The organism is Streptomyces sp. KLMMK (assembly GCF_036961605.1).
Taxonomy (GTDB): domain Bacteria; phylum Actinomycetota; class Actinomycetes; order Streptomycetales; family Streptomycetaceae; genus Streptomyces; species Streptomyces telluris.
In genome coordinates, this window is record NZ_JBAMDC010000172.1 from 1 (window position 1) to 13,434 (window position 13,434).

Consider the following 13,434-nt stretch of genomic DNA (forward strand, 5'->3'; position numbering starts at 1 on the left):
CGACCTCACCGTGCCGGCCGGCGGAAGCCTCGCCGTCGTCGGGCCGACCGGCTCCGGCAAGAGCACGCTCAGCTATCTCGTCCCCCGCCTCTACGACGTCACCGGCGGCCGCGTCCTGCTCGACGGGGCCGACGTCCGCGACCTCGACTTCGACACCCTGGCCCGGGCGGTCGGCGTGGTCTCCCAGGAGACCTATCTGTTCCACGCCTCCGTCGCCGACAACCTCCGGTTCGCCAAGCCCGACGCGACGGACGAGGAGATCAGATCGGCGGCCCGCGCCGCACAGATCCACGACCACATCGCCGCCCTCCCCGACGGGTACGACACCCTCGTCGGCGAGCGGGGCTATCGCTTCTCCGGCGGCGAGAAGCAGCGCCTGGCCATCGCCCGCACGATCCTGCGCGATCCGCCGGTGCTGATCCTCGACGAGGCGACCAGCGCCCTGGACACCCGCACCGAACACGCCGTCCAGGAGGCCATTGACGCCCTCTCCGCCGGGCGGACGACCATCACCATCGCCCACCGCCTTTCGACCGTCCGCAACGCCGACCGGATCGTCGTCCTCGACCGCGGGCGCGTCACCGAACAGGGCACCCACGAGGAACTCCTCGCGGAGGACGGGCACTACGCCGCGCTCGTGCGCAGGGACGCCGGCCGTGCCACGGCCGACGCCGTGACCGGGTAGGCCGCACCGGACCGAGAGTCCTCGCACGGGTGTGCGGGAGGCTTGCCCGGGGGATCCAAGGGATCATGAAACGATCCGAGCCTCTGTCCGCCGGCGGCGATACCGGCACCGGCACCGGCGACCTCCGAGCCGCGAACGTCCCCGCGCCACCGCCCCGTTCTTCGCTGCGCCAGCTCGCCGCGGCGTCCGTGGGCAATGCGGCGGAGTGGTACGACTGGTACGCCTATTCGTTCCTGGCGGTCTACTTCGCCGATCAGATCTTCCCCAAGGGCTCCGGCAACTCCCTCGTGCCCCTGCTCTCGACCTTCGCCGTCTTCGCGGTCGGGTTCTTCATGCGCCCGGTCGGCGGCCTGCTCATGGGTGCGGTCGCCGACCGGCGCGGCCGGCGGGCCGCCCTCACGGTCACCATCCTGCTCATGGGCGCCGGCAGCCTGCTCCTCGCGATCACCCCGACCTACGCCGCCACCGGTGTGCTCGCCCCCGTGGTCCTCGTGATCGCCCGGCTGATCCAGGGGCTTTCGGTCGGAGGGGAGTTCGCGGCGTCCACGACGTTCCTCGTGGAGTCCGCGGGCCCGGGCCGCAGGGGGCTGTTCTCCAGCTTCCAGTACGTGTCCACGACCATCGGCCAGCTCCTCGCCTCTGGCATCGCGGCACTGCTTGCCCACCTCCTCACCGAGGGGCAGATGGGCGACTGGGGGTGGCGCGTGCCGTTCCTCATCGGAGCGGTCATCAGCCTGGCGGGATTCTGGATCCGGCAGGGCGCCGAGGAGACGCACGACGTACCGGGGAAGGAGTCCGCGCGGCCGGCGCTCTTCGAAGCCGTGCGACGGCACCCCCGCGAGTCCCTGCTGATCTGCGGCATCACCGCCGGCGGCACCCTCGCCTACTACACCTGGACCACTTATCTGCCGACCTACGCCCAGATGAACGCCGGATTCGACAAGGGCGACGCGCTCGCCGTCGGCACGATCTCGCTGGCCTTCTTCGCGGCGCTCCAGCCCCTCGGCGGGCTGCTGTCCGACCGTATCGGCCGTAAGCCGCTGCTGATCGGCTTCGCGGTGGGCTTCGCCGCCCTGGCCGTTCCCCTCCTGCACGCGGTCGGCAGCTCCTTCGTCTCCCTGCTGCTGGTGCAGTGCGCCGGCATGGTGCTGCTCACCGGCTACACCTCCATCGCGGCCGCCGTGAACGCCGAGGTGTTCCCCGCGCGCGTACGGGCTGCGGGGATCGGCTTCCCGTACTCACTGACCGTGGCGCTCTTCGGCGGCACGGCTCCCTACCTCGGCACCTGGTTCAAGGACTCGGGTCACCCGGGCGCGTTCCCCTGGTACGTGGCGGGGCTCTGCCTGGTGTCCGCGTGCGTCTACGTGATCCTGCCGGAGACGGCGAAGCGGCCGCTCGACCGCTCCGTTCAGCCTGCCGGCAGCTGATCCGCCCCGGGCCCGGAGGGATCCACGCCAGCGGGCTCCTGCTCGGCGAACTCCGCACGGACGGCGTCCGTGTGTTCGCCCAGCGCCGGTACCGTTCGCATGGCCGCCTCCCGCCCTCTCACCTCCACCGGCGGGAGCAGCCCGCGCAGCGGACCGGCGGGGGAGCCGAACTCGCGCCACCGGTCGCGCGCCGCGAGCTGCGGATGGTCCGTGAACTCGGCCACCGTCCGCAGCCGGGCGTTCGCGATGCCGGCTCCGTCGAGCAGGGCCCCCGCACCGTCCGCGGTGTGGGCGGCGAACTGCTCCTCGATGACGGCGGTGAGCTCCTCGTCATGAGCCCGGCGCAGGGGATTGTCCGCGAAACGGGGATCGCGGATCAGCGCGGGCCGCCGCAGCACGCGTTCGCACAGGGCCACCCACTCCCGGTCGTTCTGCACGCTCAGGAACACCTGGCCGCCGTCGCCGCAGCGGTAGTGGCCGTAAGGGGAGATGGACGGGTGCCGCGCGCCGCTGCGGGTCAGCGGGGCGCCGCCGTAGGCCTCCGCGAAGTACGGCTGCCCCATCCACTCCGCGAGCGCGTCGAAGAGGGAGACGGACAGCGCCGTGCCCTCGCCGGTGCGTTCGCGCTCGTAGAGAGCGGTGAGGATGCCCGTGTAGGCGTACATGCCGCCTGCTATGTCGGCGACGGAGATGCCGGGGCGGGCGGGGGCGCCGGGGTGGCCGGTGAGCGAGACCAGCCCGGCCTCGCACTGCACGAGCAGGTCGTACGCCTTCTTGTCGCGGTACGGGCCCTCCGCGCCGTACCCGGAGACGTCGCAGGTGATCAGCCGGGGATGCCGGGCGCGCAGCGCCTCGCAGCCGAGGCCCAGCCGCCCGGCCGCGCCGGGGCCCAGGTTCTGGATGAAGACGTCGGCGCGGGCGAGGAGGCGGTCGAGCAGCGCGCGGTCGGCCTCGGTCCTCAGGTCGAGGACGACGCTCTCCTTCCCGCGGTTGACCCACACGAAATAGGCGGAGAGCCCTTTCGTCCTGCGGTCGTAGTCGCGGGCGAAGTCCCCGCGCCCCGGCCGTTCGATCTTGATGACGCGGGCGCCGAGGTCGGCGAGCTGCCGGGTGGCGAAGGGTGCGGCCACGGCCTGTTCGAGGGCGACGACCGTGACGTCGTGCAGGGGCGGCTTCAACTCGGCTCCTTCCGCCGGGCAGTTCATATGACCGGGGTTGTGGACAGCCCGGCGCACTGGGCACCGGTCCCGGCATAGTGTCGCGGCCATGAACAGCAGCTCACAGCTCGCGTGGATCGCCCGCCACCAGGATCACCTCCAGGGTGCGCGGCCCGTGCACGCCCTCGACCCGCTCCAGCTCGATGTCGCTCGTCGCCGACGGTCCCGAGATCCAGGTCAGGGGCCGTGCCGGGGCCAGCCGCCGGAGGGCCTGCGGCACGGAGGAGACCACTTGGTCGTCGGTCCGCACCACGCAGAGGTGATGGTCCGGCACGAGGGTGATGCGCCGGCTCCCCTGATCCGGGCCCGCATCGAGCACGACGGTCCCGGTCTCGGCGACGGCCAGCGCACAGCCGGTCACCACGCTGTCGATGGAATCCAGTTCACGGGGCGTCAGGGCGGGGGAGTCGCGGACGAGTTCGATCGGTGCGGCGGCGGCGAGCCAGCCGTCCGGAAGGGCGGGCGGTACGACCACCCGGCGTGTGCCGCGTTCGCCGAGCAGGCGGGCGAGGAGCGCGGGCAGGCCGGGCGCTTCCGTGTGGTGGACGTGTGCGCGGTAGTCCGCCAGGTTCTCCGCCAGAAGGGCAACGGTCGCTGCATGCGTGCGCTCGCCGTGCTGCGCGGCGTAGTCACGCGGGACCGGATGATCCCCCGGCTGCTCCGACGCAGGCACGTCGGCGAGCGCCCGCCGCACCCGGCCCAGGATCCGTTCCCTGCTCGACTCCCTGCCCGACTCCCTGTTCGGCCCGCTGCTCATGACGGCTCTCCTTCCCGGCCGGGGCCGCCGCGGGTGCGGGCCCACCAGTCGCGGAAGGACTCGGGCGGCACCTCCGGCAGGTCGCGCGTGTCCGACCAGGCACGGCCCGGTCCCGGCAGCCGCCCGGGGTGCAGCCCACGGGTCCGGGCCAGCAGCCGCTGGCCCCGGCGCAGCACGCGGGGGTGGTCGAAGGCCCAGCCCGCGGCACGCATCACGGCGCGCTCGGTGGCGTGCCGCTTCGCCGGCTTGATGACGGTGCGGGTGCCGCGCAGTGTCACCGTGCCCCCTTCCACGACCCTCTCCCGCAGATGGACGAGGATCTCGGGGATGTCGATGGCCACCGGGCAGGCCTCGAAACAGGCGCCGCACAGCGAGGATGCGTACGGGAGCGACTCCTCCAGGGGCGAGGCGAGGCCGCGGAGCTGGGGGGTGAGGACGGCCCCGATCGGTCCGGGATACGGCGATCCGTATGCATGGCCCCCGGCCCGCTCGTACACGGGGCAGACGTTCAGGCAGGCCGAGCAGCGGATGCAGCGCAGGGCCTGGCGGCCGGTCGGGTCCGCGAGGGTGTCGGTGCGGCCGTTGTCGAGCAGCACCAGATGGAAGGCGCGGGGGCCGTCGCCGTCGGTGGTGCCCGTCCACATCGAGGTGTACGGGTTCATCCGCTCCGCCGTCGACGAGCGCGGCAGCAGCTGGAGGAAGATCTCCAGGTCGCGCCAGGCGGGCACGACCTTCTCGATCCCGACCACCGAGATCAGGGTCTCGGGGAGGGTGAGGCACATCCGGCCGTTGCCCTCGGACTCGACCACGACCAGCGTCCCGGTCTCCGCCACTGCGAAGTTGGCCCCGGAGACGGCCACCTTGGCCCGCAGGAACTTCTCCCGCAGGTGCAGCCGCGCGGCCTCGGCGAGATCGGCGGGCCGGTCGGTCAGTGCTTCGGGAGCCGGGAGCCCCCAGTCGGCCATCCGCCGGCGGAAGATGTCGCGGATCTCGGCGCGGTTGCGGTGGATGGCGGGCACCAGGATGTGCGAGGGAAGGTCGTCGCCGAGCTGCACGATCAGTTCGGCGAGGTCGGTCTCGTACGCCCGGATACCGGCCGCCGCGAGGGCTGCGTTGAGGCCGGTCTCCTGCGTGGCCATCGACTTGACCTTGACCACCTCGCGTTCGCCGGTGGCCAGGACCAGGCCGGTGACGATGCGGTTGGCCTCGGCGGCGTCGGCCGCCCAGTGGACCGTGCCGCCGGCCCCGGTCACCGACTCCTCCAACTGGAGGAGGTAGTGGTCGAGGTGGCGCAGTGTCCGGTCCTTGACCGCGGCGCCGGCGGCCCGCAGCCGCTCCCAGTCGTCCAGCTCCGCGACGGCCCGGTCGCGTTTGGCGCGGATGGTGCGGGTGGCGCGCCGGAGGTTGGCGCGCAGGCGGTGGTCACGGGTCGAGGCGTCGGCGGCGCGCGGGAAGGAGGGCATCCCCAGGTAGGTGCCGGTCACCGGGCGGCTCCCCGGCCGGCTCCGTCGCCCGCGGGGGCCCCGCCGGTACCGTTCTCCTTGCTGCCGGCCAGGATCTCGGCGATGTGCACGGGGGTGACCGGTGAACCCTCGCGGGCGAGGATCCCGCCGATGTGCATGAGGCAGGAGTTGTCGACCGTGCACAGGGCGCGGGCTCCGGTCGAGGTGACGGCGCGCGCCTTGTCGGCGCCCATCGCCGCGGAGACGGCGGGGTTCTTGACGGCGAAGGTGCCGCCGAAGCCGCAGCACTCCTCCGCGCCCGGCAGTTCGCGCAGGTCCAGGCCCTCGACGCGCTCCAGGAGCCGCCGTGGCCGGTCGCCGAGTCCGAGGACCCGCAGCCCGTGACAGGTGGGGTGGTAGGTGACGGTGTGGGGGTAGTAGGCGCCGACGTCGGTCACCCCGAGGACGTCGACCAGGAACTCCGTCAGTTCGTACGTCCTGGCCGCCGCCTCCGCCACCGGTCCCGGGACCGCCCCGGGGCGCCCCTCGGCGGCCGCCTTCGCGGCGATCCGGGGGTAGTTGTCGCGGACCATGGCCGCGCAGGAGCCGGAGGGGGTGACGATGTAGTCGTGGTCACGGAAGGCGGCCGCGTAGCGGCGCAGCAGCGGTTCGGTTCGGTGCCGGTATCCGGTGTTGAAGAAGGGCTGGCCGCAGCAGCTCTGTCCGGCGGGGAAGTCGACCTGCACGCCGAGCCGTTCGAGGAGGGTGACGACCGCCCGGCCGGTCCGCGGGTAGAGCGTGTCGTTGACGCACGTCACGAACAGCCCCACGCGCATGCGCCCCTCCTCGCGTCGTGATCATCCGGGGAGCCTCATACTGCCGCAGGGACCCGCGGCTGTGAAGAACCGAGCAGGGCGCGGATCTCCCGTACGGCCGCGCGGCCCGCCCGGTTCGCGCCGATGGTGCTGGCGGAGGGCCCGTAGCCGACGAGGTGCACCCGGGGGTCGCGCGCCGCGCGTGTGCCCTCCATGCGGATGCCGCCGCCGGGCTCGCGCAGCTTCAGAGGGGCGAGGTGGTCGACGGCGGCCCGGAAGCCGGTCGCCCAGAGGATGACGTCGGCGTCGACGGCGCTGCCGTCCGCCCACTGCACGCCGGTGGGGGTGACGCGGTCGAACATGGGGCGCGGGGCCAGGACGCCGGCGGCTCGCGCCCGCTCCATGGCCTCCGTCATGGGCAGCCCGGTCACGGAGACGACGCTCTGCGGGGGCAGGCCCTGCCGGACCCGCTCCTCGACGCGGGCCACCGCGGCGCGCCCCCACTCCTGGTCGAACGGGGCTTCCCGGAAGACCGGGGGCCGGCGCGTCACCCAGGTCGTCCCGGCCGCCACCTCGGCGATCTCCAGCAGGTGCTGCACCGCGGAGGTGCCGCCGCCGACCACGACGACGCGCTGCCCGGCGAAGTCCTGCGGTCCGGGGTAGTGGGCCGTGTGCAGCTGGCGGCCGCGGAAGGTCTCCTGGCCGGGGTAGCGGGGCCAGAAGGGGCGGTCCCAGGTCCCGGTCGCGTTGATCAGTGCCCGGGCCGACCACAGGCCCTCGGAGCTCTCGACCGTCAGCCGTCCGTCCTGCCCCTCACGTACCGCGCGGACGTCGACCGGGCGGTGTACGCGCAGGTCGAAGGCGTGCTCGTAGTCGGCGAAGTAGCCGCCGATCACCGCGGAGGAGGGCTGTGAGCCGTCGGCCTCCGTCAGCTCCATGCCGGGCAGGGCGTGCATCCCGTGCACCTTGCCGTAGGTGAGCGACGGCCAGCGGAACTGCCAGGCTCCGCCCGGCCGCGGGGAGTGATCCAGGACGACGAAGTCCCGGTCCGGCTCGTACCCCGCGCGGCGCAGGTGGTAGGCGCTGGAGAGGCCCGCCTGCCCCGCGCCGATCACCACGACCCCGGTCTCACGCACCACAAGATTGTTCATGATTCTACTAACCTGAGAGGCGGGCCGTATCTTCCCGGCCCTCTCCTCGCGGTCTTCCCCGGGGCGCGTAAGAAAATGGTGCCATGGCAGACACCCATGGCACCTTCCGTACGCACGTCCTCGACATCGCCACCGGCTCCTCGGAGACGGTGTACGACCTCACCCACGAATGCGAGGCCTTCCTGCGCGAGGCGGCCGCCGGCCGCGACGGACTGCTCAACGTCTTCGTCCCGCACGCCACGGCCGGCGTGGCCGTCCTGGAGACCGGCTCCGGCAGCGACGAGGACCTGCTGTCCGCCCTTCAGGATCTGCTGCCGGCGGACGACCGCTGGCGCCACCGCCACGGCAGCCGCGGCCACGGTCGCGACCACGTGCTGCCCGCCCTCGTACCCCCGCACGCGACCCTGCCGGTCATCGGCGGGCGGCTGGAGCTGGGCACCTGGCAGTCGGTGTGCCTGGTCGACACCAACAGGGACAACCCCGACCGCCAGGTGCGGCTGACATTCCTCGGCTGATTCGGCTGAGCACCGGGCTCCGCCCGTCCCCGCCCCGCCGCGAGGCCTGCTGCCGGGACAGGGATGACGGCTCCGCCGGGCCGGCAGCAGTCCCGCCGTGAGGGTCGCCGCATCCCCCGCCGTCAGTCCCGCTGTGCCGACTCGGGCAGCTGCCGCAGCTTCACATCGGTCTTGGTCCGGTAGGCCCAGTCCAGCATCTTCACGGCGTCCGGGTAGCGGTTGGCGCCGTCGTTGAGGATGACGCCCACCACCGTGCGGCCGTCGCGCTCGGCGGCGAAGACCAGGCAGGCGCCGGCCGCCGTGCCGGTGCCGGTCTTCATGCCGATCGCGCCCTTGTACGAGCCGAGCAGCTTGTTGGTGTTGTCCCAGTAGTACGTGCGGTTGACGTTCGCCGCCTTCTGGCGGGTCGCCGTCGTCCGGACGACGGTCTTGAACGTGCTGTTGCCCAGCGCGTGCCGGGCCAGCTGCGCCGAGTCGCGCGGGGTCGTGTAGTTGGCCCCGGCCCTCGATATGCCGTCGAACGAGTCGTACTTGGTGTTCTTCATCCCCAGATCGGTGGCCTTCTTGTTCATCTTGGCGATGAAGGACTTCGTGCGCGCGGCCTCGGTGCTGCCGCTGCCGAAGGTGTCGGCGAGCGCGTAGGCCGCGTCACAGCCCGACGGCAGCATGAGGCCGTACAGCAGCTGACGTACGGTCATCTTGTCGCCCGTGCGCAGATCGGCGGTGCTGGCGCCGTTCCGGGCGACGTAGTCGCGGTACGACTGCTTGATGGTGACCTTCTTGTCGAGGTCCACGCCCTTGGTGTCCAGGACGGTCACCGCGGTCATGACCTTGGTGGTGCTGGCCATCTGCCGCTTGGTGTCGGCGTCCTTCCCCCACAGCTGGCGGTTGCGGTTGCCGTCGAGCAGGAACGCGCCCTTCGCGCCGACCGACGGGCCGCTCGCGGCCTCCGCGCCCGTCGCCGGGAGGACGACGGCGAACGCCGCGGCCGATGCGACCGCGGCCGCGCCCCAGCGGCGGACCGGTCTTCCGGATCGCTCCATGTATGCCTCTGTTTCTCGCGTGTCGAGATGAGCGAGTCGTCTCGCTTGTACTGCTGAGCGAGCCGATAATCGCACCGGTTTCCCGACGGGGAGAACCTGGGGGAGGAACTGGGGGTGCGTCAGTTGTCCGGCCGCGACGGGCGGTCCGGTTCAGGGCCCGCGCTCGGCCGCGTCCTGTCCCTCCCGCTGGGCCTCACGCACCCCGCTGGGCGGCCCGCCCCACCGCGTCCACCAGAGGCAGCACCCGGTACGGCACCCGCTCGCGCAGCACCATCTCCGTGCGCGTGCGCACGACCCCCGGTGTCTGCACCAGCACCTGGATCACGTCCTCCAGGTGCCCCGCGTCCCGGGCGACCACCCGGGCCATCAGGTCGCCGCCGCCGGTGATCGAGAACGCCTCGATGATCTCCGGGACGTCCGCGAGCGCCTCCGCGACCGTGTCGAGGCGCCCCTGAGTGACCTCGATGTGCACGAAGGCCAGCACGGGGTGGCCCAGCGCCGCGGCGGACAGGCGCGGACCCGTACCCGTGATCACGCCGTCGCGCTCCAGCCTGTCCAGCCGGGCCTGCAGCGTGCCGCGGGCGACGCCCAGCACGCGCGCGTACTCGCGCACACTCGTGCGGGGCTGCTCCAGGAGCAGCCGGAGGATCTTCGCGTCCAGTGCGTCGACGGCCATGGCCGGCGCCCTCCTCGTGGTCGGCGTCTCCGGCCGGTCACTGTACCAATGGCCCTGCGGCAGGCTCTGTCATTGAGCCATTGGAGGAGTGCTGCCCGTCCGGAGCAGGTGCCCGCTCGGTCCGGTCCCGGTGACCCGGCCCGCTTCGAGGACGTGGACGGTCTCGGTGCAGGCCGCGACGAGGTGGAGCTCGTGGCTGACGACGACGAGCGTCAGCCGGCGCTCGGCCCTGAGCCGGGTGAGGAGGTCCATGACGGCGGCCGCGGTGCCGGGGTCGAGGGCGGAGGTGACCTCGTCGCACAGCAGCACGTCCGGGCCGGGGGCCAGCGCGCGGGCGATGGAGACGCGCTGGCGCTGCCCGCCGGAGAGCTCGTGCGGGTAGCGGCCGGCGAAGTCGGCCGGCAGACCGACGTCGTGGAGGAGCCCGGCCACCCGGTCGGCGATCTCCGGCTTCGGCGCGGCCCGGTGGAGGCGGAGGGGACGGGCGAGCGTGGCACCCACGGTGCGGGCCGGGTTGAGGGCCCCGAGCGGGTTCTGGGGAATCAGCTGGATGCGGCGCTGCTGCGCGCGGCTGCGCCGGCGCGCCCCGGCGGGCAAGGGCCGTCCGTCGAAGGAGAGGACGCCGGCGTCCGGTTGCTGCAGCCCGGCGAGCACGCGCAGCAAGGTGGTCTTACCGGAGCCGGAGGGGCCGATGATGCCGGTGGAGCTGCCGGGGGCAGCCGAGAAGCCGGCTCCGTCCAGGGCCCGGTGCGTCCGTCCCCGCTGGGTGAACGCCACGGTGACGTCCCGGGCGGCCAGCAGGGAGCCGGGCGCGTCGCCATGGGGCGGCGGCGCGCTGACAGGAGTGTCCGCCGGCGGCGACGTGGAAGCCGCCGCGAACGCCCCTGCGGACGCCTCCGCCGATGACTTCGCCCACGCCTTCCCAGGCGCGCCCCCCGATGTGCCCGCAGACATCCTGAGGGCCGCGTCCGCCGCCGGTCCTCTCCCCGTCCCGCCCGGTCGCGCCGCCCGGCGTGCCGCCGAGGCCGTGCCGAGGTCGACGACGTCGTCGGCGCAGCGGTCGACGAGTCCGGGGTCGTGGCAGGCGAGGACGACCGCGATGTGGCGGGTGGCGGCGAGCCGGCACAGGAGGTCGGAGATCTCGTCGCGCAAGGCGGTGTCGAGCCCTGCGGTGGGCTCGTCCAGCAGGAGGACGCCGGGGCGGCGGGCGAGGGCGCGGGCCAGGGCCACCCGGCGCTGCTGCCCGCCGGAGAGGGCTCCCGGGCGGCGGTCGGGCAGCCCGTCGCCGACCGGAAGGCGGCACTCGGCGAGCAGGTCCCGTACGGCCTCGGGAGAGGGGTCCGCAGCGGTCTCGGCCACGAGCCGGCGGACCCGCATGCGGGGGTCGAGCGCGGAGCCGGGGTCCTGGCCGACGTAGGCGACGTGGTGGCGCCGCAGGTGCCTGAGCCGTTCCGCGGGGAGGGCGAGGACGTCGTGGCCGAGAACCTCGACCGTTCCCGAGGAGACGCGGGCGCCGTCGGGCAGGTCGCCGATGACGGCGCGCAGCAGGGTGGACTTTCCGGAGCCGGAGGGGCCGGTGAGGGCGGTGATGCGGCCGCGCCGGAGGCCGAGACTGGTCTTGGCCAGCAGGGCGGGGCCGCCGGGTATGCCTATCTCCAGGTCGGTGACGCTCACCGCGGTCGGGCCGTCGGTCATGGCCGGGGAGCCTTCCTCTGCGGGACGGGCGAAGGAACGGGCGAAGGGGCGGGCGAAGGGTCGGGCGAGAGGGCGGGTGAGGGGTGGGGCGAGGGCTCGGGGACGGATCCGGCGGCGGGCCGGAGCTCCGGCGCGGACGCGGGGCGCGGCACGGATCCGGATCCGGATCGCCGACGCGGCCCCGCCGAAGCACGCGGCTCTACGGGAACGCGCGGCTCTGCGGCAGCGAGCCGTTCTGCACGGGTCACCGCGCCCCCGCCCCCGCCCGCCGCGCCGCCGGCGTGAGCGCGTCGGCGGCGAGGTTGACGCTCACGGCCAGGAGGCCGATGGCGATGCTGGGAGCGACGACGGCCCAGGGGTTGAGGAGGGCGCCGGGGGCGTTCTCACGGATCATCAGCGCCCAGTCGGCGGCCGGCGGCTGGGGGCCGAGCTGGAGGAAGCCGGCCATGGAGATGACGTAGACGGCGGCGACGAAGCGCAGGCCGAACAGGGCGAGGACGGTGGACCGCAGGTTGGGCAGGATCTCGCGCAGGGCGAGGTGCCACAGCCGTTCGCCGCTCGCGGTGGCCGCCTCGACGAAGCCCGCCGCGGCGACGGGCGCGGCCGCGCTCGCCACCACGCGCACCGCGTACGGCACGCCGAGTACGGTGGCGGCGGCCATGACGGCGAGGCGCCCGCCGCCGGGCCAGGCCAGGGCGATCAGCATCATGCCCAGCACGGGCGGCAGCAGGATGGCGACGTCGGCGCTGCGCTCGACGAGCCGTCCCAGCGCCGGGGTGAGGACGGCGAAGCAGCCCAGCACGGCGGCCAGGGCGGTGACGAGCAGGGCGACGGCGAGCGCGCTGCCGATGAGGGCGCTGCCGCCGTGCAGCATGCGGCTCAGCACGTCCCGGCCGAGCTGGTCGCCGCCCAGCAGGGCGTCCCGGCCGGGCGGGGCGTAGGGCGCGGTGACGGGGGAGGCCTCCGTCCGCGGGGCGTACAGGGGGCCGGTCAGGGCGAGCAGCGTGAGCAGGAGCCCGGGTGCCACGGCGAGCAGGACGCGGGCCGGGGGGCGGCGGGAGCGGTACGGGGCGAGGGCGGCGGAGCTCATGGGCGGGCTCCCAGGGTGCGGGCTCGGACGAGGTCGGCGCCGAGCAGGACGAGGCTGATGACGGCGCCGGTGCAGGCCACGACCCCGGCGATGACCGGGGTGTCGCGGTCGGCGACGGCGCCGGACAGGACGGTGCCGAGCCCGGGGTAGTTGAAGAGGGTTTCGACGACGACCGCTCCGCCCAGCAGCATGCCGGTGGAGGTCGCGGCGCCGGTGGCGATGGCGGGCCAGGCGCCGGGCAGGGCGTGGCGGAGCAGCACGCGGCGCGGGGAGAGGCCGTCCAGCCGGGCGGCGGCCACGTGCGGTGCGCCCGCCTGGTCGGCCAGCGCACCGCGGACGATCCGGGCGTTCCAGCCGGCCTGCGGGACGGTGAGGGCCAGGACCGGCATGACGAGCATGGTCCAGGAGGCGGGCGAGCCGTCGGGGGCGGTGAGTGTGACGGCGGGCAGCCAGCCGGTCCACAGGGACAGGACGAGCAGCAGGCCGACGGAGACGACGAATTCGGGCAGGGCCAGGGCGATGCCCGAGGTGAAGCCGATGATCCGGTCGGCCGTGCCGCCGGGGCGCAGCGCGGCCCAGCAGCCCAGGGCGAGCGCCGCGGCGAAGGTGAGGGCGAAGGCGGTGGCGCCGAGCAGGAGCGTGTTGGGGAAGGGGGCGGCGAGCAGACCGGTGACGTGTTCGCCCCGTGCGGAGGTGCCCAGGTCGCCCGTGGGCAGGGCGGTCATCCAGTCCCCGAACCGCTCCCACACCGGCCGGTCCAGGCCCAGCAGGTGCCGCCGGGCCGCGGTGTCGGCGGCGCTCTCGCCGCGTTCGGACGTGGCCGAGGCCGCGTCGCCGGGCAGCAGCTCGATGGCGGCGAAGACGACGGCGAGCAGCACGCTCAGCATCAGGGCCCGTTTGGCGAGCACCACGCCGGTGCGG

13 protein-coding genes are annotated in these 13,434 nt (G+C 73.8%); 3 read left to right on the plus strand and 10 right to left on the minus strand.

What is annotated here, in order from left to right:
- Both V7793_RS22315 and V7793_RS22320 read left to right on the plus strand, forming a co-directional pair.
- Positions 1–685: ABC transporter ATP-binding protein (locus tag V7793_RS22315; RefSeq protein ID WP_336009204.1), on the plus strand; the 685-nt coding region annotated here is incomplete at its 5' end.
- Between the two features lie 65 nt (positions 686–750).
- Positions 751–2,112 carry an MFS transporter gene (locus tag V7793_RS22320; protein ID WP_336009206.1) on the plus strand — a complete coding sequence of 454 codons (1,362 nt, stop codon included), beginning with the start codon at positions 751–753 and terminating at the stop codon, positions 2,110–2,112.
- Here V7793_RS22320 and V7793_RS22325 read toward each other — a convergent pair.
- The 5 genes from V7793_RS22325 to V7793_RS22345 all read right to left on the minus strand — a co-directional run bounded on the left by V7793_RS22325 (position 2,094) and on the right by V7793_RS22345 (position 7,494).
- Entirely contained in the window at positions 2,094–3,290 is a 1,197-nt protein-coding gene (locus V7793_RS22325; RefSeq protein WP_336009208.1) for a CaiB/BaiF CoA transferase family protein, read from the minus strand. The genes V7793_RS22320 and V7793_RS22325 overlap by 19 nt on opposite strands.
- A gap of 100 nt (positions 3,291–3,390) precedes the next feature.
- The gene (locus V7793_RS22330) at positions 3,391–4,086 is read right to left on the minus strand and encodes a LutC/YkgG family protein (RefSeq protein WP_336009210.1); all 696 of its coding nucleotides are present in this window, start codon (positions 4,084–4,086) and stop codon (positions 3,391–3,393) included.
- The gene (locus V7793_RS22335) at positions 4,083–5,570 is read right to left on the minus strand and encodes a lactate utilization protein B (protein WP_336009212.1); all 1,488 of its coding nucleotides are present in this window, start codon (positions 5,568–5,570) and stop codon (positions 4,083–4,085) included. The genes V7793_RS22330 and V7793_RS22335 overlap by 4 nt, the downstream gene beginning before the upstream one ends.
- Positions 5,567–6,364, minus strand: coding sequence for a (Fe-S)-binding protein (locus tag V7793_RS22340; protein ID WP_336009214.1), 798 nt, complete (start codon positions 6,362–6,364; stop codon positions 5,567–5,569). Before V7793_RS22340 ends, V7793_RS22335 begins: the two co-directional genes overlap by 4 nt.
- A gap of 35 nt (positions 6,365–6,399) precedes the next feature.
- Positions 6,400–7,494 (minus strand): NAD(P)-binding domain-containing protein, encoded by a 1,095-nt coding sequence (locus V7793_RS22345; protein ID WP_336009216.1) that lies wholly within the window; start codon positions 7,492–7,494, stop codon positions 6,400–6,402.
- Positions 7,495–7,577: 83 nt separating this feature from the next.
- Here V7793_RS22345 and V7793_RS22350 point away from each other — a divergent pair, with 83 nt between their 5' ends.
- A complete protein-coding gene (locus tag V7793_RS22350) occupies positions 7,578–8,009 on the plus strand; it encodes a secondary thiamine-phosphate synthase enzyme YjbQ (protein WP_168091032.1) in 432 nt (143 codons plus the stop codon).
- Positions 8,010–8,131: 122 nt separating this feature from the next.
- Here V7793_RS22350 and V7793_RS22355 read toward each other — a convergent pair whose 3' ends face one another.
- From V7793_RS22355 to V7793_RS22375, 5 genes are all read right to left on the minus strand, one after another.
- Positions 8,132–9,052 carry a D-alanyl-D-alanine carboxypeptidase family protein gene (locus V7793_RS22355; RefSeq protein WP_336009219.1) on the minus strand — a complete coding sequence of 307 codons (921 nt, stop codon included), beginning with the start codon at positions 9,050–9,052 and terminating at the stop codon, positions 8,132–8,134.
- A gap of 193 nt (positions 9,053–9,245) precedes the next feature.
- Positions 9,246–9,728 carry an Lrp/AsnC family transcriptional regulator gene (locus V7793_RS22360; protein WP_336009221.1) on the minus strand — a complete coding sequence of 161 codons (483 nt, stop codon included), beginning with the start codon at positions 9,726–9,728 and terminating at the stop codon, positions 9,246–9,248.
- A gap of 69 nt (positions 9,729–9,797) precedes the next feature.
- On the minus strand, positions 9,798–11,423 hold the full coding sequence (locus V7793_RS22365; protein ID WP_336009223.1) for an ABC transporter ATP-binding protein: 1,626 nt from the start codon (positions 11,421–11,423) through the stop codon (positions 9,798–9,800).
- A 244-nt stretch (positions 11,424–11,667) separates the two neighbouring features.
- The gene (locus tag V7793_RS22370; protein ID WP_336009225.1) at positions 11,668–12,513 is read right to left on the minus strand and encodes an ABC transporter permease; all 846 of its coding nucleotides are present in this window, start codon (positions 12,511–12,513) and stop codon (positions 11,668–11,670) included.
- Positions 12,510–13,424, minus strand: coding sequence for an ABC transporter permease (locus V7793_RS22375; protein WP_336009226.1), 915 nt, complete (start codon positions 13,422–13,424; stop codon positions 12,510–12,512). The genes V7793_RS22370 and V7793_RS22375 overlap by 4 nt, the downstream gene beginning before the upstream one ends.
- Positions 13,425–13,434 lie beyond the last annotated feature (10 nt).